Raw genomic sequence first — 24,420 nt, forward strand, 5'->3', positions numbered from 1 at the left:
GTGAAGCGCATGGCATTTGAAGGATTGGCAAACCGATTGCAGAACGTATTCGGCAAGTTGAGAAGCAAAGGTAAGCTATCGGAAGAAGATGTTGGCGAAGCGCTTCGCGAAGTTCGGTTAGCGCTGCTGGAAGCGGATGTTAACTTTAAAGTCGTCAAAGATTTTATTGCGAAAGTCAGAGAGCAAGCTGTCGGTCAGGAAGTAATGAAATCTTTCACACCTGGCATGGTTGTCATCGATATCGTAAACAAAGAACTGACGGCTTTAATGGGCGGTACGCAGAGCAAGCTGGCGCGTTCCAACCGGCCGCCGACGGTCATCATGATGGCAGGTTTGCAAGGGGCTGGTAAGACGACGTCTTCAGGCAAATTGGCGAAGATGCTGCAGAAGCAGAATCACCGCCCGCTCATGGTCGCCTGCGATATTTACCGACCTGCTGCTATTAAGCAGCTGCAAGTGCTCGGCGAGCAGTTGAAGGTTCCCGTATTTGCGATGGGCGATCAGGTGAACCCGGTCGACATTGCCAAAGCTGGCCTGCAGCACGCCAAGGATAATGGCAACGATTATGTCATCATTGATACGGCCGGACGATTGCACATTGACGAAGCGTTGATGGACGAGCTGAAAAATGTGCGCGAGGCGGTACAGCCGGACGAGATTTTGCTGGTCGTCGACGCGATGACAGGTCAGGATGCCGTCAATGTGGCGGAGAGCTTCCATAAGCAGTTGGAATTGACCGGTGTCGTACTGACGAAGCTTGACGGCGATACCCGCGGTGGTGCGGCATTATCGGTTAAGGCCGTAACCGGCTGCCCGATCAAATTCGCTGCCAGCGGCGAGAAGATGGACGCCCTAGAACCGTTCTTCCCGGATCGGATGGCATCGCGGATTCTCGGTATGGGTGATATGCTCACGTTGATCGAGAAGGCGCAAGCCGGTATCGATATGGATAAGGCGAAAGAGATGGAGCGCAAGATGCGCAACGCCGAATTCACCTTCGACGATTTCCTGGAGCAGATGGAGCAGGTGAAGAAGCTTGGACCGCTGGATCAAATCCTCGATATGCTACCTGGTGCGAACAAAATCAAGGGCATGAAGGATTTGAAAGTAGACGATAAGCAGATGGCGCGTGTCGAGGCCATTGTAAAATCGATGACCAAAGAAGAGAAGGTCAAGCCTGAGCTGCTGAACGCCAGTCGCCGCAAGCGGATTGCACTGGGAAGCGGCAATTCGGTTCAGGAAGTCAATCGTTTCATCAAGCAGTTCGAGGACATGCGCAAAATGATGAAGCAATTCTCTGGTATGATGGGTCCGAAAGGGGCCAAAGGCCTCAAAAACATGAAAAAGCTAGGCAAAGGGTTTAAATTCCCTTTCTAAATATTCATTCATTTTTTATCCTATGTTGGAGGTGATTTTCAAAATGGCAGTACGTATTCGTCTGAAACGTATGGGCGCTCACAAAGCTCCTTTCTACCGCGTCGTGGTATCGGATTCCCGTTCCCCTCGTGACGGTCGTTTTATCGAAGAAATCGGTACTTACAATCCAGTAGCTCAACCAGCGGCTGTTACTCTTGATGAAGAGAAAGCTCTGAAATGGCTTCAAACTGGTGCGCAACCATCCGATACAGTTCGCAGTCTGTTCAGCAAAGCAGGTCTGATGACTAAATTTCACGAGCTGAAACAACAGAAGTAATCTGTTAACTTTCGGAGGGTATGTTCATGAAGGATCTTATCACGGTTATTGCTAAGGCTCTTGTTGATCATCCGGAAGAAGTGCGTGTCACGGTGCAGGAGAAAGATGACAAGATTGAGTACCGGCTTTCTGTTCACCCCGACGATGTCGGTAAGGTGATCGGCAAGCAGGGCAAAATCGCGAAGTCGCTCCGCACTGTGGTTACGTCTGCAGCAGTGAAAGAAACCAAACGTGTAGCTGTAGAGATTGTTTCATAGTGAAAAGGGTTAGGAATCATTTCCTAACCTTTTTCTTATATATCAAGACCCCTGCAAAGTATTAAGATAAACCTTCGTTGGGTATGCTTCATTTTGTGGGGATATAGGAGGCATACGAAGCATGAGTGAGAAGTTGTATACGGTTGGCAAAATCGTGAACACCCACGGCATTCGGGGTGAATTGAAAATTATTCCAGAGACGGATTTTCCGGAACGCTTTGCCAAGGGCAGCGAGCTCATTATTGTCGATGCGCACAATAAGCAAACGCCGGTGACGGTTGGCACCTCCCGCTTACATAAAAATATGTACATTGTCCAATTCACGCAGCATTCCAACATTAATGACGTGGAGAAGTTCAAAGGTTCCTTGCTTAAGGTGGAAGGGAAGTTCCAGCAGCCTCTGGAAGAAGGCGAGTATTATTACCACGAGATCATTGGCTGCAAAGTGATTACGGAGGAAGGCGAAGAGCTCGGGCTTATTAAGGAAGTGCTGACGCCTGGCGCCAACGACGTATGGGTCGTCGCTTTGCCGAAAGGCAAGGAGCTGCTGCTGCCTGTAATTGACGATGTGATCCTCGATGTGAATGTCGCTGACAAAACGATTCGTGTCCATGTCATGGAAGGACTGCTGGAATGAGAATTGATGTATTGACGCTTTTTCCGGAAATGTTTGCAGGCGTGTTTTCCTCCAGCATTCTTGGAAAAGCTAAGGATAAAGGAATTGTATCGCTGAACACGGTTAATTTCCGCGATTATTCCAATAATAAACATAACACCGTTGATGATTACCCGTATGGCGGTGGTGGCGGCATGGTGCTGAAGCCGGAGCCGATTTTTGCGGCTGTCGAGGACTTGCCGGGGTACCGCGCGGCTGATGATGAGACTCAGCTTTCCCCGAAGCCAAGAGTCATTCTCATGTGCCCGCAGGGCGAGACGTTCTCGCAGCGCAAAGCGGAGGAGCTTGCAGGCGAACAGCATCTCGTGTTTATTTGCGGCCATTATGAAGGCTACGATGAGCGCATCAGAGAGCACCTGGTAACGGACGAGCTGTCGATAGGGGATTATGTTCTGACTGGCGGGGAACTGCCCGCAATGGTCGTTATTGACAGCGTCGTGAGGTTGCTGCCGGGCGTACTCGGAAATGAAATGTCAGCGGTCACCGATTCATTTAGTACAGGCTTGTTGGAATACCCCCATTACACACGGCCTGTCAAATTTAGAGATTGGGAAGTTCCTGAAGTTCTGATGTCCGGGCACCATGAGAATGTCAAAAACTGGCGGCTGCAGCAATCGCTATACCGCACGCTGGAGCGTCGTCCTGACTTATTGGAAGGCCGGGAATTGTCCAAGAAAGAAAAGGTTTGGCTGGAAGAATGGAAAAACAGACAGAAGGAGTAGCCCCCAAAAACTTCTCTATTGAATTTCTATTCTCTCTGTGGTAATATAATTTCTGTTGCGAATTTTTATTTGCTTTGAGTCTGGTGGTCCTCTACGCGTTACAGCTTGTCATACATCGTAGATAGCGGAATGAACACCTGTGTGGAAGGAGGAAGTCAACTATGAATCTGATTCAAGAGATTACGAAGGAACAACTGCGTACGGATATCCCTGCATTCCGTCCAGGCGACACACTGAAAGTACACGTAAAAGTTATCGAGGGTTCCCGTGAGCGTATTCAGCTGTTCGAAGGTGTTGTGATCAAACGCCGCGGCGGTGGAATTAGCGAAACGTTTACCGTTCGTAAAATTTCTTACGGTGTTGGTGTGGAGAGAACATTCCCATTCCACTCTCCGCGGATCGACAAGATTGAAGTGGCTCGCCGTGGTAAAGTTCGTCGTGCGAAACTCTACTATCTGCGTGGTCTTCGCGGTAAAGCAGCAAGAATTAAAGAGATTCGATAAGAAACCGGGGGGCTTGTTTAGGCAAGTCTCCTTTTCATTTCTCTGAAGTACATATTTAAGCAACAAACAGCAATTCACATACATAAGCCCGAAACTGGAAAGAGGCGATCCGAGATGGAACAGAAAGATCTAGAACAGCCTTACAACAATGAACCGTCCGCAGAAACGGGAAAGGCTCCGGTCAAAACAGCGAAAAGCGAAACATGGGAATGGATTAAAGCGCTCGTGATTGCCGGAGTATTGGTCATTATTATCCGCTGGTTTCTGTTTTCTCCTTTCATCGTTGATGGAGATTCGATGCGGCCTAACTTTTTTACAGGCGAGCGTCTTATTGTGAACAAAATTATTTATGACATCCGCCAACCGAAGCGTGGGGAAGTCATCGTGTTCCATGCGCCAGAGGGCAAAGATTACATCAAACGCGTGATCGCGCTTCCAGGGGAAACCGTTAAGGTGGATGGCGATAAAGTGTATATTAACGGCAAAGAGATTGATCAGCAGTTTATTCAGGCGGCAATTGATCAAGCCATTAAGGATGGCCATCCTTACAATACGCTTGCGAACTTCCCGGAGACCAAAGTGCCGGATAACGAAATTTTTGCGATGGGCGATAACCGTCCGAACAGCAAGGACAGCCGGGATAAGCGCGTAGGCTTTGTGCCGTACGATAAAATCGTTGGCCGTGCCGAAGTTATCTTCTGGCCGCTCAATAAAATCAGTTTCATACATTTCTAGAGGTGAAAATATGACCATTCAATGGTTTCCCGGCCATATGACCAAAGCCCGCAGACAAATCGAAGACAAGCTTAAGCTGATCGATGTTGTCATCGAGCTGTTGGATGCCCGCATTCCCCTCTCCAGCCGGAACCCGATGGTAGATGAAATATTAAAGGGCAAGCCGAGGATGGTGCTGCTCAACAAGCATGATCTGGCAGACCCGGTCGTTACGGCGGAGTGGGTGCGCTATTTTGCCGATCAAGGCCTTCAAGCGCTGCCGATCGACGCCGCAAGCGGCACTCAGGTGAAAGAGATTTTACCGCGGGCAAAAGCGCTCTGGGCTCATAAAATCGAAAGCCAGCTTCGCAAAGGTATCAACCCGCGCGCTATCCGGGCACTCATCGTCGGCATCCCGAATGTGGGTAAGTCCACATTGATTAATCAGTTGGCCGGCAAGAAGATTGCCGCGACCGGCGATAAGCCGGGCGTCACCAAGGGCCAGCAGTGGATCAAGGTCGGTACGGAGATGGATCTGTTGGACACGCCAGGGATTTTGTGGCCGAAATTCGAAGACCAGATGGTAGGGCTTCGACTCGCAGCCACCGGTGCGATTAAGGAAGAAATTCTCCACTTGGATGAAGTAGCTTTCTTTTCGATTAAGTACATGGTGCAGCATTACGGCACTGCCCTGCAGGAACGATTTGGCATTGCAGAAATGCCGGATGACCTCGATGACCCGAATCAAATCGTATCGGTCATGGAAGCCATCGGCCGCAAGCGCGGAGCCATCGTCAGCGGCGGCAAAGTGGATTTGGACAAAGCCTCCCTCATCATTATCCGCGACTTACGAGCGGGTAAGCTGGGGCGGATCAGCTTGGAAAAGCCGACAGATTATTAAGATTGAAACCACGTCAAGTTTCAGCCGGGGGCTGAGCGGGCGTGGTTTTTTGTTTTCTGGCCAGAGGTCAGGTGGGCGGAAAGGTGCTGCAAGGGAAAAGGTCTGTTTAAGGTGATAGCGAGGAAGAAAATCCGTTTTAGGTGATCGTGAGGGTGAGTGCATAACTCGCAAGGTGGATTAGGCTTACGAGGTCATGTAAAGCTGCGCTGCGTGGAAGGATGGCGGGAAACCAGCGCTAGTTTATCAGAAACATAAACGGAATGATGTTCCTTTTTTATCCAGTTCGGTTTTTCATCTGGCTTGCTCAAGTCATCTTCATTTATAATGTAGGGATGGAAAGGGGCGAAAGCCATGCTGGAGTATGAAAAACGAATATGGGAGCTGGGCTTCACCCGCATTGCCGGGATTGATGAAGTAGGGCGGGGCTGTTTGTTCGGCGATGTTGTCGCGGCAGCGGTTATTTTGCCTCAAGGCTATGTTTTAGAGGAAGTGAATGATTCGAAAAAACTGTCCGAAAAGAAGCGGAATGCGCTTTTTGAGCAGATCATGAATGAAGCGCTGGCCGTTGGCGTCGGCATTGTCGATGTAGCAACGATTGAAGCCATCAACATTAAGCAAGCTGCGCGCCTGGCGATGAAGCAGGCCGTCGAACAGTTGGGCATAGTGCCTGATTATTTGTTAGTGGACGCAGAGAACGTCGATTCAGAAATCGAGCAAGAGGCAATTATTCACGGAGATGCGCTTAGCCAGTCGATTGCAGCCGCTTCGATCATCGCGAAGGTGACGAGAGATCGCATGTGCGAGGAATGGGACGCCATTTATCCTGAATATGGACTTGCTGTACATAAAGGTTATGCAACGAAGCATCACAGAGAAATGCTGCTCCGTTTTGGACCATCAGATCTGCATCGGAAGTTGTTTATTCGCAAAATTATGGCTCAATTTGAAGTGAGCGAACAGCAAGTCGAACAATTGGAGCTGTTTGCCGAAGGTTAAGTAAAAAATATCAGGCTTTTTACCGATATCATATACATAACAAGGCGATGGAAACGTTCCGAGGTGAGAGCATATGAATATTAGCGGTCTTATACGAAATTTGGTTGGCGAACTGACTGCCTCGGACAGTAAAACGTTGGAGCTCAAGGTCGGACAAATTGTAAAAGGTGTCGTACTGCAGCTGCTGAACGACCAGGAAGCGGTTTTGAACATTAGTGGCGTTCAAGTTAGAGCGAAGCTGGAGACACCGCTCAAGCAGGGCGATGTGACGATGCTTCAGGTGCAGCCTGAATCCAACGGCGGACAAGTTATGCTGAAGCCGCTTGCGTCATCGAACGTCCAGATTGCCGATGATTCGTTCAGCGAGCTGCTAAAGGATTTTGCTGTCAAAGATACGGCATCGAACCGGCAATTGGTGCAGACGATGCAGCAAGCGGGGGTTTCGTTAACGAAAGAAACGGTGAAGGATTTTGCTTCTTTGTTAAGCGTTGTCCCAGAAGGTGTTAGCAAAGATGAATTTATGCAAGCGGCAGTGCTTGCTTATAAGAAGGGGCTTCCGCTGACAGAGGAAACAGTAAGCGCTCTGCGGCAGGCAACCGCCGGGCCTCCTGTCGGCGAAGTGCTGGAGCGGCTGGAGCAGCGGGCATCCGCTCTGCTGCAGGAGCAACCGTCACACCCTGCCGCCGCGACGGCGAAGCAGGTGGTGACGCTGCTGCAGGAGCTGCGCGCTTCCGTCGCAGCTGCGGGATTGCCACAGCCGCCGGCAGGCGACCCGAAGGTCGCGCCCGCGGCTGTGACCACGCCTGCTGGCGAAGCAGCAGGCGGCGTAACCGCCGGCTCGGCGCAGCCGCCGGCGGCAGAGTCAGCGGCCGCCCGCTCCGCGGTGGCGGCAGAGCCAGCGGCCGCCCGCTCCGCGGCGGCGGCAGAGCCAGCGGCCGCCCGCCCCGCGGTGGCGGCAGAGCCAGCGGCCGCCCGCTCTGCGGTGGCGGCAGAGCCAGTGGCCGCCCGCTCCGCGGTGGCGGCCGGGCCGCTGCAGGCTCAAGCGCTGAGCGCTGAGCCTGGCCGCGCGAGCGAACCGCCTGCGGCAGGTTCGCTTCAGGCGCCGCCGGCGAAGCCGGAGGCGGCGGCCACGCCGGCTGGCGCGAGCCATGCCGCGCCAGCCGAGCCCGCAGATGATCCAGCGCCGAACTGGATCAGCAAGCTGCTCAAAGCCGTAGGCGTGGAGCACGAGGCTCATCTGGCGAAGCTGGATCAGGCTGAGCGCCACGAGGTAATGGCGCGCCTACGGAACGGCGGAGCTGATCCGCAGCAGGATCTGATCGGCGTGAACAGTTCGCAGGATCACGACGATAAGCCTGCGGCCGATAACTTAAAGAGTCTGCTGCTGCAGCTGACAGCCTCAGACGATACGCCGGCCCCGCTCCGTGAAGCGGCGAAGGAAGCTATACATCAAATCACAGGTCAGCAGTTGATGCTGACGACTGACAAAACTTCCATGTTCACCCACATGACGCTGTTTATCCCATTCTTGAATGGGTCCGGGCAGCAGTCGGCCAGTGTGCACATTCAATCACAGAAGGGCAAACGCGGGGAAGTTGATGCCAGCAATTGCCGTCTTTTATTCGATTTATCCATGAAAGCAATGGGCAATACGCTGCTCGATGTGCATGTCGTCAATAAAATCGTGAGCTTGAACATTCATAACGATCATCCGGCTGTCGCTGCGCTGATGGAGAGCTCCCGAGATGAGTTGACTGCGGCTATGAATAAAGCGGGCTATCAGTTTTTTTCATTAAAATGCTCGCCTTATCCAACCTTGACAGCCGGCAATGAGAACGACAGCACTGCCAAACCAGCGCAGTTGGATAGCAGCCGGGCGGATCTGCGTGCGCTTTATCAGCCGAAGACCTATAAAGGAGTGGATCTGCGCGCGTGAATCAACAAGAAAGACGAGGCCATAACGCCCAGCAGAAACCAGCCCCGATCAAAAAGGCGGTAGCCTTGAAGTATGCGCCCGAAATGCAGAAAGCGCCAACAGTCGTCGCCAAGGGCAAGGGGCACATGGCAGAATCGATCCTCCAGAAAGCCAAGGATAACGGTGTGCCGATTCAGGAGGATTCTTCGCTGGTCGAAGTGCTGTCTAAGCTTGACCTGGATCAGGAAATCCCACCGGAACTGTATCAGCTCGTGGCCGAAGTACTGAGCTTTATTTATCGCTCTGACAACCGGATGCGACAGATGAGGGAGCGGGTATGAATGATACACGTAAAGATAACCGGAAGCAGCTGGGCAATATGGGGGAAGCGCTCGCCGAATCATATCTTCGGGAGCGCAGCTACCTGATTTTGCACCGGAATTGGCGCTGCAAAATAGGCGAGATTGACATCGTTGCTGAAGTGGAGGGTATACTGGTGTTTGTGGAAGTGCGAACACGGCGGTTATCCGATCATTTGGGAACGGCCAAAGAATCCGTTGATCAGCGGAAGCAGCGCAAAATCAGGGACATTGCACAAATATATCTTCATGTTTTTAAAAAGTATGACACAAGGGTTAGGTTCGATGTCGTGACGGTGGAGCTACCCGCCAATAGCACTCCAACCTCTATGGGTACCCCCGTAATTTCACATATTGAAGGAGCTTTTTGATCCGTATGCCATTCGCTGGCTGTCAGGGTTGAAAAGCTCTTTTTTATATGCTCACGTGCGGAGATTGCTTCTTATCCAGATTACGATACTGGATCGCCTCGGCAACATGCTGCGGTTCGATCTGCGTGCATTGGTCCAGATCGGCAATTGTTAGGGCCAACCGCAGGATACGATCATGCGCGCGTGCGCTTAACCCCAGTGCGTCAAACGAAGCGTTTAACAACTGCTCCCCTTCGGCAGTCAACGCGCAAAACCGGCGCAGCAGCTTGCCGCTTAGTTCGTTGTTATAGCGGATGCCTGTGTCAGCATAGCGGACTTGCTGGGTCGCATGTGCACGCAAGACCTGCTCCAGCATCTCTTCGGATGACTGATGCAAGTTCCGCTCATGGAGCTGCGCATAGCTGGGCTTGGGCACTTCTACATGAAGATCAATACGGTCAAGCAAGGGGCCGGATATTCTCGAGCGGTAATGAATGATTTTTTGTGGGCTGCACGTACAAACGTGCTTGTCCGAATCTTCACCAAAAAAGCCACAAGGGCATGGATTCATTGCGGCCGCGAGGATAAATTGCGAGGGGAACGTGTAGACAGCACGGGCTCTGGCAATTGTCACACACCGCTCTTCGAGCGGTTGTCTCAGCACTTCTAGCGCACTGCGCGTAAACTCGGGGAGCTCATCGAGGAACAGGATCCCCCTGTGAGCGAGGCTCACCTCGCCGGGCTTGGGAATCGAGCCGCCTCCAGCCAAGCCTGCGGCGGAAATCGTATGATGCGGCGCGCGAAACGGGCGCTTGCGCATCAGCGAGCTCCGATCCGGCAGCTTGCCGGAGGCACTGTATATTTTTGTCACTTCGAGCGCTTCGCGGTCGTACATGGGGGGCAGGATTGTCGGCATCCGCTTGACCAGCATCGTTTTGCCTGTACCCGGTGGGCCGATAAGCAAGATGTTGTGCATGCCGGCAGCGGCAATCATCAACGCGCGTTTTACTTGATGCTGCCCGCTGACATCCGAATAATTATCATTGTAGAGGGATCGGGTATCTGCCGCTGGAGCAGTGGAAGACGGATCGTCGACTCGCGCTTTGAATAAGAAAGAAGTTTCTTCCATGCCGTTCCAATTTTTGAAATCGGCCAGCTTGGCTAGCGCATACACGTTCACGCCTTCGATGAGTGCTGCCTCTGCCGCATTCGCTTCAGGCAAGCAGATGCGTCGCATGCCTGCTTGCTTGGCCGCATGCACCATGGAAAGCACGCCGGGTACCGGGCGCAGCGCACCGTCTAGCGCCAGTTCGCCGATGAAAAGCGTGCGCTCAACGATATCTGCCGGCAGCTGTCCGGTGGTTAGGAGGATGCCCAGCGCGATCGCCAGGTCGAAGGAAGAGCCTTCTTTGCGCAAATCGGCAGGTGCCAAATTCACGGTGATTCGATCCAGAGGAAACGTAAATCCGCAATTTTTAATGGCGGATCGCACTCGTTCTACAGATTCCCGTACCGCACTGTCCGGCAATCCGACGAGATTGATCTGCGGCAAGCCGCTGGAAATATCCGATTCCACTTCAATTACTTGTCCTTCAATACCTTGCAGACAGGCACTCATCACTTTTCCATACATCAAAAAACACCTTCCAATCCACAGATTAGCTGCCGTTGGGCAAGCTTCGTTGGGAGTCAAGGTGCTTCCTTTTTCATCCATATAACTCAATTATATGCTCATCAGCTAAGAGGCGCAACAGGTAAAGGAAATGTTAAGGTTAAAAAGTCTAATTCATGCGCATAATGGTTTTTGAGGTGATATCATGGAGGAAAAACCATATTTTTGTCCAAATTGCCGTTCCAACCGTGTCAAGTTCAACGTAATTACAAGTTACGCCCAGTCCTTTATGAAGGATGCATTGACGGGGAATATTGTCGAATTCAAGGACCCCAATCCGATCCCCGAGCCGGAGGCAACAATACAATGTTTGGTCTGCAGCTTTACCGGTAATGAAATGCGGTTCATCAAACAAGCGGAGCGCGAGCCGCGCGTGAACACTTCAACGACAACATTTACTTGAAATTAATACCCTGACGTATTTTTCAAAAGTTTGAAAAATGCGTCTTTCTTTTGCCTAGAGTGATAGCTAAAGTTTTTCACAGTGAAAGGAAAATTCTACTGACTTCACGAAAAAAATAAGGAAACTGTCGAAAAAAAGTGATACAATGGTTAGGGCTTGTGAAGAAGTGTGATACTAATTCCGGCAGCAAGATTTACCGTGCACGCATATGATGGGATTGCACTTTTCCCTGTATAGCACGTCTAGAAAGTCCATACTGATAGGAGGATTTTGGAAATGAATATCCATGAGTACCAAGGCAAAGAAGTCCTGAGACAGTACGGAGTCAGCGTTCCTAAAGGCAAAGTTGCTTTTACTGTTGACGAAGCGGTACAAGCTGCTCAAGAACTTGGAACATCTGTCGTTGTCGTGAAGGCGCAAATTCATGCCGGAGGACGCGGTAAAGCAGGCGGCGTTAAAGTAGCTAAGAACCTTGATGAAGTACGTACATATGCTAGCGAAATTTTAGGAAAAGTTCTGGTTACCCACCAAACAGGTCCTGAAGGTAAAGAAGTAAAGCGTCTTTTGATCGAGCAAGGCTGCGACATCAAAAAAGAATACTATGTGGGTGTCGTTGTTGACCGTGCGACAGGTTCCGTAGTTATGATGGCTTCTGAAGAAGGCGGTACAGAAATCGAAGAGGTTGCTGAACATTCGCCTGAGAAAATCTTCAAAGAAGTTGTAGACCCTGCAATCGGCCTGCAAGCTTTCCAAGCGCGCAGATTGGCTTACAACATCAACATTCCTAACGAATTGGTTGGCAAAGCTGCGAAGTTCATGCTTGCTCTTTACAAAGCGTTCGTTGAGAAAGACTGCTCCATCGCTGAAATCAACCCATTGGTTGTAACAGGCGACGGAGATGTTATGGCTTTGGATGCGAAATTGAACTTCGATTCCAACGCTCTTTTCCGTCACAAAGATATCATTGAACTTCGTGACCTTGATGAAGAAGATGCGAAGGAAATTCAAGCTTCCAAATATGACCTGAGCTACATCGCCCTTGACGGCAACATCGGTTGCATGGTTAACGGTGCTGGTCTGGCGATGGCAACTATGGACATCATCAAGCACTACGGTGGAGACCCTGCGAACTTCCTTGATGTTGGCGGCGGCGCTACCAAAGAGAAAGTTACAGAAGCTTTCAAAATCATTCTTTCCGATGAGCAAGTAAAAGGTATCTTCGTTAACATTTTCGGCGGTATTATGCGTTGTGACGTTATCGCTGACGGTGTTGTTGCAGCAGCTAGAGAGCTTGGACTTTCCCGCCCGCTTGTTGTACGTTTGGAAGGTACTAACGTTGAGCTGGGCAAAAAGATTCTGAACGAATCCGGCCTGAACATCGTAGCAGCTGATTCCATGGCTGACGGCGCTCAAAAAATCGTTGCTTTAGTTAAATAATTAAACCCGAGCGGTTTTAAATAATAGAGTGGGATGTGAACAAAGATCATGAGTATTTTGGTTAACAAACATACAAAAGTCATTACTCAAGGGATTACCGGCGCTACGGGCTTGTTTCATACCAAAGGCGGTCTTGATTACGGCACACAAATGGTTGGTGGCGTAACACCTGGTAAAGGCGGCACGACAGTCGATATCACACTTGAAAACGGTGAACTGGTTAAACTTCCAGTATTCAATACTGTGATCGAAGCCAAAAAAGCAACTGGTGCAACAGCATCCGTTATTTATGTACCACCAGCTTTCGCAGCTGAATCCATCATCGAAGCGGTTGACGCAGATCTTGATCTCGTTATCTGTATTACAGAAGGCATTCCTGTTCTTGACATGGTTAACGTGAAGCGTTACATGGAAGGCAAGAGAACAGTTCTGATCGGACCTAACTGCCCAGGCGTTATTACACCTGGCGAGTGCAAAATCGGTATTATGCCTGGCTATATCCATACTCCAGGTCACGTAGGCGTTGTTTCCCGTTCCGGAACATTGACTTACGAAGCGGTTCACCAATTGACAACTCGCGGTATCGGACAATCCTCCGCAGTTGGTATTGGCGGCGACCCTGTAAAAGGCTCCGAGTTCATCGATATCCTCAAACGTTTCAACGAAGATCCAGATACGTATGCGGTTATCATGATCGGTGAAATCGGCGGTACAGCTGAAGAAGAAGCGGCTGAGTGGGTGAAAGCGAATATGACGAAGCCGGTTGTTGGCTTCATCGGCGGTAAAACTGCGCCTCCAGGAAAACGTATGGGCCACGCTGGCGCCATCATTTCCGGTGGTAAAGGCACTGCAGCTGAGAAAGTTGCGACAATGGAAAGATGCGGCATTCGTGTTGCTGCAACTCCATCGGAAATGGGTTCCACACTTGTTGCCGTTCTTGAAGAGAAAGGCATGCTGGATAAAGTTATCACCAAAAAATAATACCTTTTGTTGAAGGTAAGCAACCTTCCAATTTCCTCTTTTGAGGAATTTGGGAGGTTTTTTTGTTTTTCAGTGTTTAAACCATTTGTAAGAATGGGAAGGAGTGTATATACTTATGGATAATCGATACATTATTTTTGGTTTACATGAGCTGGAAGGCGTTGGCTGGAAAACGATCCTTCAATTGCTTAGCCGCTTTCCGGAACCCCAGGAGTTGTTTGAACTCTCCACCGAAGCGCTCCATGCAGCCGGTATTCGCAAATCGATTGCCGATTTGATTGCCAAGCGCTTCTCTCCATCCTTTATTGAAGAGCGGCTTCAGCTTTATGAACAACAATCCATTCACATTCTGACATTACTGGATGACGGTTACCCTCCTATTTTGAAAGAAATTGCGCAGCCTCCCTGGATTTTATTTTTCAAAGGCGATCCTTCCTTTTTGAACCAAAGTTTGCTCAGTATTGTTGGAACGAGGACGCCAACCCCGTACGGTAAAAAAATTGCGGAAAACTTGGCGATGGAATTATCTCAAGCCGGATTCGGCATCGTCAGCGGTCTCGCAAGAGGCATTGACAGTCAGGCTCACATCGGCGCTTTGCAGGGAACGAGCGGCACTGTAGCTGTCCTGGGATGTGCGATTAATCAGATATATCCCCGTGAGAATGCTTTGCTGTACCGTAAGATTGAGCAGCAAGGGGTGATCCTGTCCGAATATCCGATCGGTACTAAGCTCCATCCTGGGATGTTTCCGCAGCGCAACCGGATCATTGCCGGATTATCGCTTGGCGTCATGGTGGTGGAAGCCGCACCGGACAGCGGGTCTTTAATTACGGTGGAATTTGCGTTAGATGAATCGCGGGATGTTTTTGCGGTTCCCGGCTCAATCCACTCATCACAGAGTGGTGGTGTGCACAACCTGCTCAAGCAGGGAGCGAAGCTGGTTTCAAATGTGCACGACGTCTTGGAGGAGTATCCTTATTTGCTAAGGTCGGGCCAAATCGCTGTTCCTCACAGGTATGTTAAACTTCTTGATTTGAGTGTTGAAGAACAGCAAATTATGGCTATAATGTCTAATGAACCGATGAGTATCGACACTTTATTAGAGGTTAGTCAATTTACTTTTGGACATTTGCATGCAGTTCTGTTATCTTTACTTATGAAAAAGGCGATTAAACAGCTTCCAGGATCTACATACTTATTAGCATAGGCATTTCAAGAAGCTTTTCTTCTCGCCAATAGACTTTACCTTGAATGACGAGGGGAGGAAGGACGATCCATGGCGGATTCTTTAGTGATCGTGGAGTCACCGGCCAAAGCAAAAACCATCGGCAAATATTTAGGCAGCAAATACATCGTAAAAGCCTCGATGGGTCACATTCGCGACCTTCCGAAAAGCCAAATTGGTGTAGAAGTAGAACGTAACTTTGAACCTAAATATATTACGATACGTGGCAAAGGCTCTATTTTAAAAGAACTTAAAGACGCAAGCAAAAAAGTTAAAAAAATATATCTCGCAGCTGACCCGGATCGTGAAGGGGAAGCAATTGCATGGCATTTAGCTCATTACTTGGACGTCGGGCAGGATGAAGCTTGCCGGGTTGTCTTTAATGAGATTACCAAGGATGCGGTCAAAGACGCTTTCAAGACGCCGAGACGCATTAATCAGGATCTCGTCAATGCGCAGCAGGCTAGGCGTATTCTCGATCGCCTTGTTGGATATAAGATTAGCCCTTTGCTTTGGAAAAAAGTAAAAAAAGGTTTGTCGGCAGGACGCGTACAATCGGTTGCCGTGAAACTGATTCTCGATCGCGAGAACGAGATTAAAGCGTTTGAGCCCGAAGAGTACTGGTCTATCACAGCGGTTCTCGCTGCTGGTAAGACTACGTTCGAAGCGAAATATTACAGCATTCGCGGTGAGAAGAAAGAGCTCGGCTCACAAGAAGATGTGAACGAAGTATTGGCGGCTATGGGCGAAGGCCCATTCACGGTCCAAGAAGTGAAGGAGAAGGAACGGCAGCGCAACCCGTCTCCGCCTTTCATCACGAGCTCCATGCAGCAGGAGGCTGCCCGCAAGTTGAATTTCCGCGCTTCCAAGACGATGTCGGTGGCGCAGCAATTATATGAAGGGATTGACCTTGGGAAAGAAGGTACGGTAGGTTTAATCACTTACATGCGTACGGATTCGACCCGGATCTCGCCCGTTGCACAAGAAGAAGCTAAGGAATTTATCATTGGCAAATACGGAGCGGATTACTATCCGGAAACGCCTCGCCAATACATCAAGAAGAATGCCAACGCTCAGGATGCGCATGAAGGGATCCGTCCTACTTCCGTTATGCGTGAGCCGGAACAATTAAAGGAATTTCTGAGCAAAGATCAATACCGCCTGTACAAGCTCGTCTGGGAGCGTTTCGTTGCCAGCCAAATGGCTTCAGCGATTATGGATACGATGACGGTTGATTTGATGGCTGGCGAAACGGTATTCCGGGCTGCAGGCTCCAAAATGAAATTCCCGGGCTTTATGAAAGTGTACGTGGAAAGCAATGACGACGGTACAACGGAAGAAGATAGGCTGCTTCCCGCTCTGTCGCAGGGCGACTCTTTGCAAAAACAAAGCATGGAGCCGAAGCAGCATTTCACGCAGCCGCCACCTCGCTATACGGAAGCACGCCTTGTGCGCGCGCTGGAGGAGATGGGCATCGGGCGACCAAGTACGTATGCGCCAACGCTGGAGACGATTCAAAAACGTGGCTACGTAGCGATTGAAGAAAAGAAATTCGTGCCCACCGAGCTTGGCGAGCTTGTCATTCAATTAATGCAGGAATTCTTCCCTGAAATTCTTGATATCGAGTTTACCGCTCATATGGAAGAAGAGCTTGACTTTGTCGAAGAAGGCAAAGAAGATTGGGTGAAAGTATTGGATTCTTTCTATACATCCTTCGAGAAGCGTCTTGAAGTTGCTGAAGAAGAAATGAAAGAAATCGAGATCCAAGATGAAGTGTCCGACGAAATCTGCGAGAAGTGCGGGCGACCGCTCGTTTATAAGATGGGCCGCTTCGGCAAGTTCCTGGCTTGCTCAGGGTTCCCGGAATGCCGGAACACCAAGCCGATTGTCAAAGACATCGGCGTGACTTGTCCGACTTGTCATCAAGGAAAGATTGTCGAACGACGCAGCAAGAAAGGCCGTGTGTTTTTCGGCTGCGACCGCTATCCGGAGTGCGACTTTGTTTCCTGGGATAAGCCAGTGAGCAAACCTTGCCCGTCCTGCGGTTCCATGATGATTGAGAAACGCAGCAAGAACGGTGTTAACTTGCAATGTGTACAATGCGATTACAAAGAAGAGGTCAACGAAGATCAACAAGAAGAAGTGAAAGATTAGAGGTGTACTGATTTTGCCGGAATATCCTAGAGTGACTGTCATCGGAGCAGGATTAGCTGGAAGTGAAGCCGCATGGCAGATCGCACGTCAAGGCGTGCCAGTAACTTTGTACGAAATGCGCCCCGTGCGCAAAACGCCTGCTCATATTACCGATAAATTTGCTGAGCTCGTATGCAGTAACTCCTTGCGGGCAAACGGGCTTACCAATGCGGTAGGCGTTCTAAAAGAAGAGATGAGGAAACTGGATTCCCTCATTCTATCCAGCGCCGACAAGCATGCCGTCCCAGCTGGGGGCGCTCTCGCGGTTGATCGCGACGGCTTCTCCGAAGAGGTGACATCGGCGCTGCGCAACCATCCGCTGATCGAAGTGCGCAATGAGGAGATGCAATCCTTGCCGGAAGGCATTACGGTGGTAGCGTCAGGACCTCTGACGTCGCCCGCGCTATCCGCTCAATTGAAATCTTTGATGGGTGAAGAGTATTTGTATTTCTACGATGCGGCGGCTCCTATTGTGGAGAAAGAGTCCATTGATATGAATAAAGTATACCTTGCGTCTCGGTATGACAAAGGCGAGGCGGCTTACCTCAACTGTCCGATGACAGAAGAAGAATTCAATACGTTCTATGAAGCATTGATCTCGGCCGAGGTTGCTGAACTGAAAGAGTTCGAAAAAGAAATTTATTTCGAGGGCTGCATGCCGATCGAAGTCATGGCCAAACGCGGCAAACAAACCGTACTATTCGGGCCGATGAAACCGGTTGGTTTAATTAATCCGCACACTGGCAAAATGCCGCATGCTGTCGTGCAGCTGAGACAGGATAATGCAGCGGGAACGCTGTATAATCTTGTAGGATTCCAAACGCATCTAAAATGGGGCGAGCAAAAGCGTGTGCTGCAGCTCATTCCTGGACTTGAGAATGCGGAGTTTGTCCGCTATGGCGTTATGCATCGTAACACGTTTATCAATTCGCCTAAGCTATTGAACCCGACGTATCAGTCCAAGGGACGCGATAATCTGTTCTTTGCCGGACAGATGACAGGTGTAGAAGGCTATGTCGAATCTGCAGCTTCCGGATTGATTGCCGGGATGAATGCAGGACGAATGGCGAAGGGGGAATCGTGCTTGGTGTTCCCACCGGAAACGACACTCGGCAGTATGGCTCATTATATTACGACTGCTGATTTCAAACATTTCCAACCGATGAATGCGAATTTTGGTCTGCTTCCGGCATTACCGGAGCGGATTCGTAATAAAAAAGAGCGCTACGAGAAACTAGCTCAGCGCGCCTTGGAAAGTATTCAGAATTTTTTGTGAAATAATTCGTCTAAACTTGTATCGAAACCTGTCCCTGTGTTAAGATGATTATGTTTTGGAACTTTTAGCGAATGCAAGTGAATATTATTTTCATTTGATTGCCATATACATTGCCTCTAGATGCGGTCGCTTAATTTCGCAAGACCTCGCTAGAGGTTTATCTCATTTATAAGACAGAAAGAATCATTCGTACATGATAGGCCATGACTATGATTCCGAAGAGGTGGAGCCGATGGATCCGAAGGATGCAACATTTCATGCGACAACGATTTTTGCGATTCGTCATCAAGGTAAGGGAGCTATTGCCGGAGACGGACAGGTCACTTTTGGCAACAGCATGATTATGAAGGGTAGCGCCAAGAAGGTAAGGCGTTTATATAGAGGGAAAGTCATTGCCGGATTTGCTGGTTCCGTAGCAGATGCCATCACGCTGTTTGAGAAATTCGAAGGCAAGCTGGAAGAGCATCACGGTAACCTGCAGCGCGCGGCTGTGGAATTGACCAAGGATTGGCGTCAGGATCGTGTATTGCGCAGGCTTGAGGCGATGATGATTGTAATGGACTCAACCGGTTTGCTGTTATTGTCTGGCAACGGGGAGATTATCGAGCCTGACGACGGCATTTTGGCCATAGGTTCTGGCGGCAGTTTCGCTCTGGCGGCGGGCAGGGCACTGCATCGTCACGCATCTAATCTGAGTGCACGTGAAATCGCTCACGCAGCGCTGACGACGGCTGCCGAGATTTGTGTATTTACCAATCATAATATTATTGTAGAAGAAATCGAGTAGCGAGTGATCCTAAAACACTCACCGGAGTGAATGACACAAGTTTTGCATAGATGCAAAACTCTAAGGAGGGTAACTGAAGTGAACAACAGCTCCCTAACTCCCAGACAAATCGTCCAGGAATTGGATCGCTATATTATCGGGCAAAAAAAAGCGAAAAAGTCGGTGGCCATCGCTTTGCGCAACCGCTATCGCAGAAGTTTGCTGGATGAGTCCATCCGCGATGAGATCGTGCCCAAAAATATTTTGATGATCGGCCCTACCGGGGTTGGTAAGACGGAAATCGCCCGCAGATTGGCGAAACTCGTCGGCGCCCCGTTTATTAAAGTAGAAGCGACCAAGTTCACGGAAGTCGGCTATGTAGGCCGCGACGTCGAGTCGATGGTGCGGGATTTAATTGAAACGTCGATTCGGATGGTGAAAGCGGAGCGAACGGAGAAGGTGAAGGACCGTGCAGAGAAACTGGCCAATGAGCGCCTGGTTCATCTCCTGGTTCCTGCGCCAACTCGCGCTAAATCTCAGCGCAATCCGCTGGAAATGCTCTTTGGCGGCCAGAATCAATCCGAAGCGGAAGAGCCTGCCCCGGACCCGACGATTACATCGAAGCGTTCCCAAGTAGCCGAGCAATTGGCTCAAGGTAAATTAGAACAAGAAACCGTAGAAATTGAAGTTGAGGACACATCGCCATCGATGCTGGATATGCTTGCAGGCCAAGGGAATGAGCAAATGGGGATGAATATGCAAGAAATGTTCGGCAACCTGATGCCGAAAAAGATGAAGAAGCGCAAGCTGTCTGTTAAAGAGGCTCGCAAAGTGCTGACACAGGAAGAAGCTCAGCGTCTGATTGATATGGACGAAGTTATTCAAGAGTCGATCGCTCGCGCAGAACAATCCGGTATCATTTTTATCGACGAAATTGATAAAATTGCAAGCAGCAGTCGCGGTGGCGGTGGTCCGGATGTTTCACGTGAAGGTGTGCAGCGCGATATTTTGCCAATCGTTGAAGGTTCGACTGTGATGACCAAATATGGTCCGGTCAAAACCGATTATGTGCTGTTTATCGGGGCAGGCGCTTTCCATATCGCCAAACCGTCTGATTTGATCCCAGAGCTCCAGGGGCGTTTTCCGATTCGCGTCGAGCTGAGCAATTTGACATTGGATGATTTCGTATCGATTTTAACTGAGCCGAAAAATGCACTTACGAAGCAATATACGGCACTGTTGCAAACCGAAGGTATTTCCGTTGATTTCTCCGATGAGGCCGTGCGCGAGATTGCCCGGATCGCTGTGGAAGTGAATCAGAATACGGAAAATATCGGCGCGCGCCGTTTGCATACGATTTTAGAAAAGTTGCTGGAAGATTTATCTTTCGAAGCGCCGGAAATTACATTAGAACAGTTCGTCATTAATCCGGAGTATGTGCGTGAGAAACTGGGCGATATTGTCCAAAATCGTGATTTGAGTCAATATATTTTATAATGAATTCATGGATGGTTACGTAAGTAGGAGGCAGTAAGATGAGTTTATTGAACAAGACTAGAAGACTTAACCGTTTGCTTCAGAAGGAAGCAGGGAATGCGGTAAGTTTTATGGATATGGCAGAAGTGCTGAGGGACATTGTGATCGCCAATATATATGTAGTAAGCCGCAAGGGCAAAATCCTCGGCTACGCTCTGACCAATGATCCGATCTCTTCGGAAATGAATCAAACGATTTTGGTGGATAAGCGTTTCTCCGCGGATTCCAACAATCTTCTGCTCAAAATTGAAGAGACGTCTTCCAATGTTGAACCTGACAGTCCTTATTACTATTACACAGATCAAATGAGAGATATGTTTCCGTACACATATACGACAATTGTACCTGTAATCGGTGGCGGGGATCGGCTTGGAACGCTGGTGCTTAGCCGTAATGACGCGGCGTTCGTAGATGATGATTTGATCTTGGCGGAATACGGATCAACCGTGGTCGCTATGGAGATTCTTAGAGAACGGGCAGAAGAAATCGAAGAAGAAGCAAGAAGCAAAGCAGTCGTTCAAGTTGCAATTGGCTCTTTATCTTTCAGTGAGATGGAAGCTGTCGAACATATCTTTGAAGAGCTCGATGGCAAAGAAGGTCTTCTCGTCGCAAGCAAAATTGCCGACCGTGTAGGAATCACTCGTTCCGTCATTGTCAACGCGCTGCGGAAGCTGGAAAGTGCCGGTGTAATCGAAACGCGTTCGCTAGGCATGAAAGGTACTTATATCCGGATTCTTAATGAACAACTCATCCAAAGTATTGAGCAGCTGAAAACAAAACTTTAGTGACAAAACCTTTATATAACACTAGAAAGTCCTATCTGGTAAAAAGATAGGGCTTTTTTCTTATTGTATCTTAAGCTAATATCTTAGATGATTATTCATGTACCTAGACTTACATATTTCTACAATTTGGTCACAAAGCGAAGTAGTTTTTTATGAATAATGTCGAAATAAGAAGGAATCAAAACTGACATTGTTGAATATTATCACAGCCATTTATTTTAGAAAGTGGGTGTCTCACCATGTCTTTATTAGATAAACCAAGTTGGAACTTAATGGAAAGAAGCCTCGATGCGTCTGCACTTCGACAAAAGGTCATCGCGAATAACGTGGCTAACGTCGATACACCATACTTCAAGCGCTCTGATGTCCAGTTTGAAGAAATTCTTCAAGGTGAAATGAGTTCATCAACACAGTCTATACAAGGTTATCGGTCAGACCCTAGGCATTTTGTTATAGGCAAACAAGAAAATAATGTCATGCCTGAAATTAAAGCTGACGAAACGACAACGATTAACAATAACTTGAACAATGTTGATATGGATTATGAAATGTCACTTATGGCCAAGAATCAATTGAAGTACAACACCTTGATTCAGCAGATGAACAGCGAGTTTAAAAAAATGCGCACAGTCTTGGGAGGGAAATAATAAACGATGAGACTTACAAACGGGTTTGATATTAGTTCGTCTGCCCTCACTGCACAACGATTGAGAATGGACGTCATTTCTTCCAATATTGCGAATGCTGATACGACCAGAGCCAAAATGGTTAACGGCAAGTGGGTTCCTTACCAAAGAAAGTTAGTATCCTTCGAAACGAAGCCGCAACAGAGCTTTGAACAGACGCTGCAAGGCGCTATGGCGGATGGTACTGGAGAAGGTGTTCGCGTGAACAAGATTATTGAAGACACTTCCCCCCTGAAGCAAGTTTATAATCCAACGCATCCAGATGCGGACGCTAACGGATTCGTCTATATGCCCAATGTAGATGTCCTTAAGGAAATGGTTGATATGATTTCAGCAACAAGATCTTATGAGGCCAACGTAACTGCTCTGAATGCTAGCAAATCTATGATCACTAAAGCTTTAGAAATCGGTAGATAGATAATAGGAGGAACCGACGATGATCGACAAAATTAGCTATTCTCCAATGAATATTATGTCCCCGGTTAAGCCCAAAGCTAGTTCAGGTGAAGGTGCAGCAGATCTCGGGAAACAATTTGGATCCTTTCTCAATGATGCAGTGAACAACTTGAATGACCAACAAAAACAAGTTGATCAGTTGAACGAAAGCATTATCAAAGGTGAGCTTTCAGACGTTCATCAATTAACGATCGCTTCAGAGAAAGCTTCGTTAGGACTTGAATTGACCGTTCAGGTCAGAAATAAAGTTTTAGAAGCTTATCAAGAAATGATGAGGATGCAAGTTTAAAAGAACCAATGGCTACTAAACTATGAATGGATGAGGTGATATCGTGAATGAGAACTTGCTCCAATATTGGGAACGAGTAAGACAATATTGGAATCGATACAGTAGAACAACGAAAATCACCTTCATAGCGACGGTTTTCATTTTGGTTCTCACTGCTGGAATAATTAGTTACAACTTATCAAAAACTGAATATTCACTTGCCTATACCGATTTGCAGGCAAGTGACGCTGCTTCAATCAAGAATTATCTGGATACTGCCAAAATTCCTTATAAATTGAGTTCGGACGGCAAGAGTATCGAAGTGCCAAGCAATCAAGTCGCGAATGTGAAACTTGAAGTTGAATCACAAGGATTGAACAAGAATGGTTCGATCGGTTTCGGTGCTTTTAGTGACAAAAGTGCGTTCGGAATTACTGACAACGAATTTAAAGTGAAATATTTAAATGCAGTGCAAGGCGAGCTGCAGCAGCTGATTAATTCGAATCAAGCGATCAGCGGTTCCAAAGTATTGATTACACTCCCTGAAGACGGCGTGTTCCTCAAACCTGAGCAGGAAACAGCTTCGGCTTCGGTCGTTCTACAAATCAAACCAGGCTATACGATGGATCAAGGCAAGATTGACACGATTTACAATCTAGTATCTCACAGTATAAAGAACTTGCCTCTAGAAAATATCACCATCTCCGATCAATACGGTGAAGCTTTGAACTCTTCGAAGGTAACAGGTCAGACATCATCAAGCCTGGTAACAAGCCAGACGGATATTAACAATAATTTCCGCAATGATTTGCAAAAGAGCATTACAAATATGCTAGGAACCATGTTGGGTCGGGATAAAGTTATCGTTAATGTGTTCTCAACGATGAACTTTGACCAAAAGAAAAGTAAAGAGCAGCTCGTTACCGCTCCAAACCAAGTAGATCAACAAGGTTTGCAAATTTCATTGCAAGAAGCAACGGAGTCTTATCAGAGTGACGGCGGTGCGAGTAATGGTGGGGTTGCAGGGACGGGCTCAACAGATGTGCCAGGGTACCCGGGATCCTCTTCCACGGGAAAGTCGAATTCTGAGAAGAACAGCAAAACCGTTAATTACGAAGTAAACCGGATCACGAATGACATTGTTTCAACGCCTTATGTAGTGAAGGACTTGAGTATCAACGTCGGAATCGAACCTCCTGTGAAAGATGATCCGAATTCATTGACACCAGAAACAAAAGCTGCGGTGCAAGCTGCACTGGTGAATATTGTAAGAACAGCTTTGGCTGATAATAAAGTCACTTATACAGACGCTGATTTGCAGCAAAAAGTTACAGTTATCGCGCATTCTTTTGTCCGTCCGACAGATGTTACAGCGTCAAGCACATCCAAGTACTTGACTTACGGCGGATTGGCGGTAGCCGCGCTCGCATTAGGGGCGATCGGTGGATTTGTATGGAGAAGACGCAAAAAAGCAGCAGAGCAATTGGAAGAAGAATTGAACATGCCGGCTAAGAAAGCTGAGATGCCGACGATTGATATTGAAAGTGTCAATAATGAAAATCAAGTCCGCAAGCAGTTGGAAACACTCGCCAAGAAACGGCCTGAAGATTTTGTCAACTTGCTTCGTACTTGGTTAGTAGATGAATAGAG

Annotated in this window: 26 protein-coding genes; 25 read left to right on the forward strand and 1 reads right to left on the reverse strand. The window is 48.6% G+C overall.

Features of this window, described 5'->3' with window-relative positions:
• The first annotated feature begins 9 nt into the window (after nt 1-9).
• The 12 genes from ffh to O9139_RS06215 all read left to right on the forward strand — a co-directional run bounded on the left by ffh (nt 10) and on the right by O9139_RS06215 (nt 9,107).
• Nucleotides 10-1,377 (forward strand): signal recognition particle protein, encoded by a 1,368-nt coding sequence (ffh, locus tag O9139_RS06160; RefSeq protein WP_270878579.1) that lies wholly within the window; start codon nt 10-12, stop codon nt 1,375-1,377.
• 43 nt (nt 1,378-1,420) lie between these two features.
• On the forward strand, nt 1,421-1,693 hold the full coding sequence (gene rpsP, locus O9139_RS06165; protein ID WP_188174190.1) for a 30S ribosomal protein S16: 273 nt from the start codon (nt 1,421-1,423) through the stop codon (nt 1,691-1,693).
• A gap of 26 nt (nt 1,694-1,719) precedes the next feature.
• Nucleotides 1,720-1,950 carry a KH domain-containing protein gene (locus O9139_RS06170; RefSeq protein WP_270878580.1) on the forward strand — a complete coding sequence of 77 codons (231 nt, stop codon included), beginning with the start codon at nt 1,720-1,722 and terminating at the stop codon, nt 1,948-1,950.
• A 121-nt stretch (nt 1,951-2,071) separates the two neighbouring features.
• Entirely contained in the window at nt 2,072-2,587 is a 516-nt protein-coding gene (gene rimM, locus O9139_RS06175; RefSeq protein WP_270878581.1) for a ribosome maturation factor RimM, read from the forward strand.
• Complete coding sequence (gene trmD / locus O9139_RS06180; RefSeq protein ID WP_270878582.1) at nt 2,584-3,348, forward strand: tRNA (guanosine(37)-N1)-methyltransferase TrmD; 765 nt, start codon at nt 2,584-2,586, stop codon at nt 3,346-3,348. Before rimM ends, trmD begins: the two co-directional genes overlap by 4 nt.
• A 161-nt stretch (nt 3,349-3,509) precedes the next feature.
• Nucleotides 3,510-3,851 carry a 50S ribosomal protein L19 gene (gene rplS, locus O9139_RS06185; RefSeq protein ID WP_270878583.1) on the forward strand — a complete coding sequence of 114 codons (342 nt, stop codon included), beginning with the start codon at nt 3,510-3,512 and terminating at the stop codon, nt 3,849-3,851.
• A gap of 114 nt (nt 3,852-3,965) precedes the next feature.
• Nucleotides 3,966-4,586 (forward strand): signal peptidase I, encoded by a 621-nt coding sequence (gene lepB / locus O9139_RS06190; RefSeq protein WP_270878584.1) that lies wholly within the window; start codon nt 3,966-3,968, stop codon nt 4,584-4,586.
• A gap of 10 nt (nt 4,587-4,596) precedes the next feature.
• The gene (gene ylqF / locus O9139_RS06195; protein WP_270878585.1) at nt 4,597-5,466 is read left to right on the forward strand and encodes a ribosome biogenesis GTPase YlqF; all 870 of its coding nucleotides are present in this window, start codon (nt 4,597-4,599) and stop codon (nt 5,464-5,466) included.
• A 351-nt stretch (nt 5,467-5,817) separates the two neighbouring features.
• On the forward strand, nt 5,818-6,462 hold the full coding sequence (locus O9139_RS06200) for a ribonuclease HII (RefSeq protein WP_270878586.1): 645 nt from the start codon (nt 5,818-5,820) through the stop codon (nt 6,460-6,462).
• A gap of 73 nt (nt 6,463-6,535) precedes the next feature.
• Nucleotides 6,536-8,398, forward strand: coding sequence for a serine/threonine-protein kinase (locus O9139_RS06205; protein WP_270878587.1), 1,863 nt, complete (start codon nt 6,536-6,538; stop codon nt 8,396-8,398).
• Complete coding sequence (locus O9139_RS06210) at nt 8,395-8,718, forward strand: EscU/YscU/HrcU family type III secretion system export apparatus switch protein (RefSeq protein WP_270878588.1); 324 nt, start codon at nt 8,395-8,397, stop codon at nt 8,716-8,718. The genes O9139_RS06205 and O9139_RS06210 overlap by 4 nt, the downstream gene beginning before the upstream one ends.
• Nucleotides 8,715-9,107, forward strand: a complete 393-nt coding sequence (locus O9139_RS06215; protein WP_270878589.1) for a YraN family protein — start codon at nt 8,715-8,717, stop codon at nt 9,105-9,107. Before O9139_RS06210 ends, O9139_RS06215 begins: the two co-directional genes overlap by 4 nt.
• A gap of 43 nt (nt 9,108-9,150) precedes the next feature.
• Here the strand turns inward: O9139_RS06215 and O9139_RS06220 are convergent, their stop codons facing one another.
• On the reverse strand, nt 9,151-10,719 hold the full coding sequence (locus tag O9139_RS06220) for a YifB family Mg chelatase-like AAA ATPase (RefSeq protein ID WP_270878590.1): 1,569 nt from the start codon (nt 10,717-10,719) through the stop codon (nt 9,151-9,153).
• A 184-nt stretch (nt 10,720-10,903) separates the two neighbouring features.
• Here O9139_RS06220 and O9139_RS06225 point away from each other — a divergent pair, with 184 nt between their 5' ends.
• From O9139_RS06225 to fliF, 13 genes are all read left to right on the forward strand, one after another.
• Nucleotides 10,904-11,161, forward strand: a complete 258-nt coding sequence (locus tag O9139_RS06225; protein ID WP_270878591.1) for a hypothetical protein — start codon at nt 10,904-10,906, stop codon at nt 11,159-11,161.
• A 276-nt stretch (nt 11,162-11,437) separates the two neighbouring features.
• The gene (sucC, locus tag O9139_RS06230) at nt 11,438-12,598 is read left to right on the forward strand and encodes an ADP-forming succinate--CoA ligase subunit beta (protein WP_270878592.1); all 1,161 of its coding nucleotides are present in this window, start codon (nt 11,438-11,440) and stop codon (nt 12,596-12,598) included.
• Nucleotides 12,599-12,646: 48 nt separating this feature from the next.
• A complete protein-coding gene (sucD, locus tag O9139_RS06235) occupies nt 12,647-13,579 on the forward strand; it encodes a succinate--CoA ligase subunit alpha (protein ID WP_270878593.1) in 933 nt (310 codons plus the stop codon).
• Between the two features lie 115 nt (nt 13,580-13,694).
• A complete protein-coding gene (gene dprA / locus O9139_RS06240; protein WP_270878594.1) occupies nt 13,695-14,786 on the forward strand; it encodes a DNA-processing protein DprA in 1,092 nt (363 codons plus the stop codon).
• A 69-nt stretch (nt 14,787-14,855) separates the two neighbouring features.
• Complete coding sequence (gene topA, locus O9139_RS06245; RefSeq protein WP_270878595.1) at nt 14,856-16,958, forward strand: type I DNA topoisomerase; 2,103 nt, start codon at nt 14,856-14,858, stop codon at nt 16,956-16,958.
• Between the two features lie 13 nt (nt 16,959-16,971).
• Entirely contained in the window at nt 16,972-18,273 is a 1,302-nt protein-coding gene (trmFO, locus tag O9139_RS06250) for an FADH(2)-oxidizing methylenetetrahydrofolate--tRNA-(uracil(54)-C(5))-methyltransferase TrmFO (protein WP_270878596.1), read from the forward strand.
• 232 nt (nt 18,274-18,505) lie between these two features.
• Nucleotides 18,506-19,060 (forward strand): ATP-dependent protease subunit HslV, encoded by a 555-nt coding sequence (gene hslV / locus O9139_RS06255; RefSeq protein ID WP_270878597.1) that lies wholly within the window; start codon nt 18,506-18,508, stop codon nt 19,058-19,060.
• A gap of 78 nt (nt 19,061-19,138) precedes the next feature.
• Nucleotides 19,139-20,536 carry an ATP-dependent protease ATPase subunit HslU gene (gene hslU / locus O9139_RS06260; protein WP_270878598.1) on the forward strand — a complete coding sequence of 466 codons (1,398 nt, stop codon included), beginning with the start codon at nt 19,139-19,141 and terminating at the stop codon, nt 20,534-20,536.
• Nucleotides 20,537-20,574: 38 nt separating this feature from the next.
• A complete protein-coding gene (gene codY, locus O9139_RS06265) occupies nt 20,575-21,360 on the forward strand; it encodes a GTP-sensing pleiotropic transcriptional regulator CodY (RefSeq protein WP_270878599.1) in 786 nt (261 codons plus the stop codon).
• A gap of 239 nt (nt 21,361-21,599) precedes the next feature.
• Nucleotides 21,600-22,007 (forward strand): flagellar basal body rod protein FlgB, encoded by a 408-nt coding sequence (gene flgB, locus O9139_RS06270; RefSeq protein ID WP_270878600.1) that lies wholly within the window; start codon nt 21,600-21,602, stop codon nt 22,005-22,007.
• A gap of 6 nt (nt 22,008-22,013) precedes the next feature.
• Nucleotides 22,014-22,463, forward strand: a complete 450-nt coding sequence (gene flgC / locus O9139_RS06275; protein WP_270878601.1) for a flagellar basal body rod protein FlgC — start codon at nt 22,014-22,016, stop codon at nt 22,461-22,463.
• Between the two features lie 19 nt (nt 22,464-22,482).
• A complete protein-coding gene (gene fliE / locus O9139_RS06280) occupies nt 22,483-22,791 on the forward strand; it encodes a flagellar hook-basal body complex protein FliE (RefSeq protein WP_270878602.1) in 309 nt (102 codons plus the stop codon).
• A gap of 43 nt (nt 22,792-22,834) precedes the next feature.
• Nucleotides 22,835-24,418, forward strand: a complete 1,584-nt coding sequence (gene fliF / locus O9139_RS06285; protein ID WP_270878603.1) for a flagellar basal-body MS-ring/collar protein FliF — start codon at nt 22,835-22,837, stop codon at nt 24,416-24,418.
• The last annotated feature ends 2 nt before the right edge of the window (nt 24,419-24,420 follow it).

This window comes from Paenibacillus aestuarii (assembly GCF_027789125.1).
In the GTDB taxonomy this organism is placed as follows: Bacteria; Bacillota; Bacilli; order Paenibacillales; family NBRC-103111; genus Paenibacillus_E; species Paenibacillus_E aestuarii.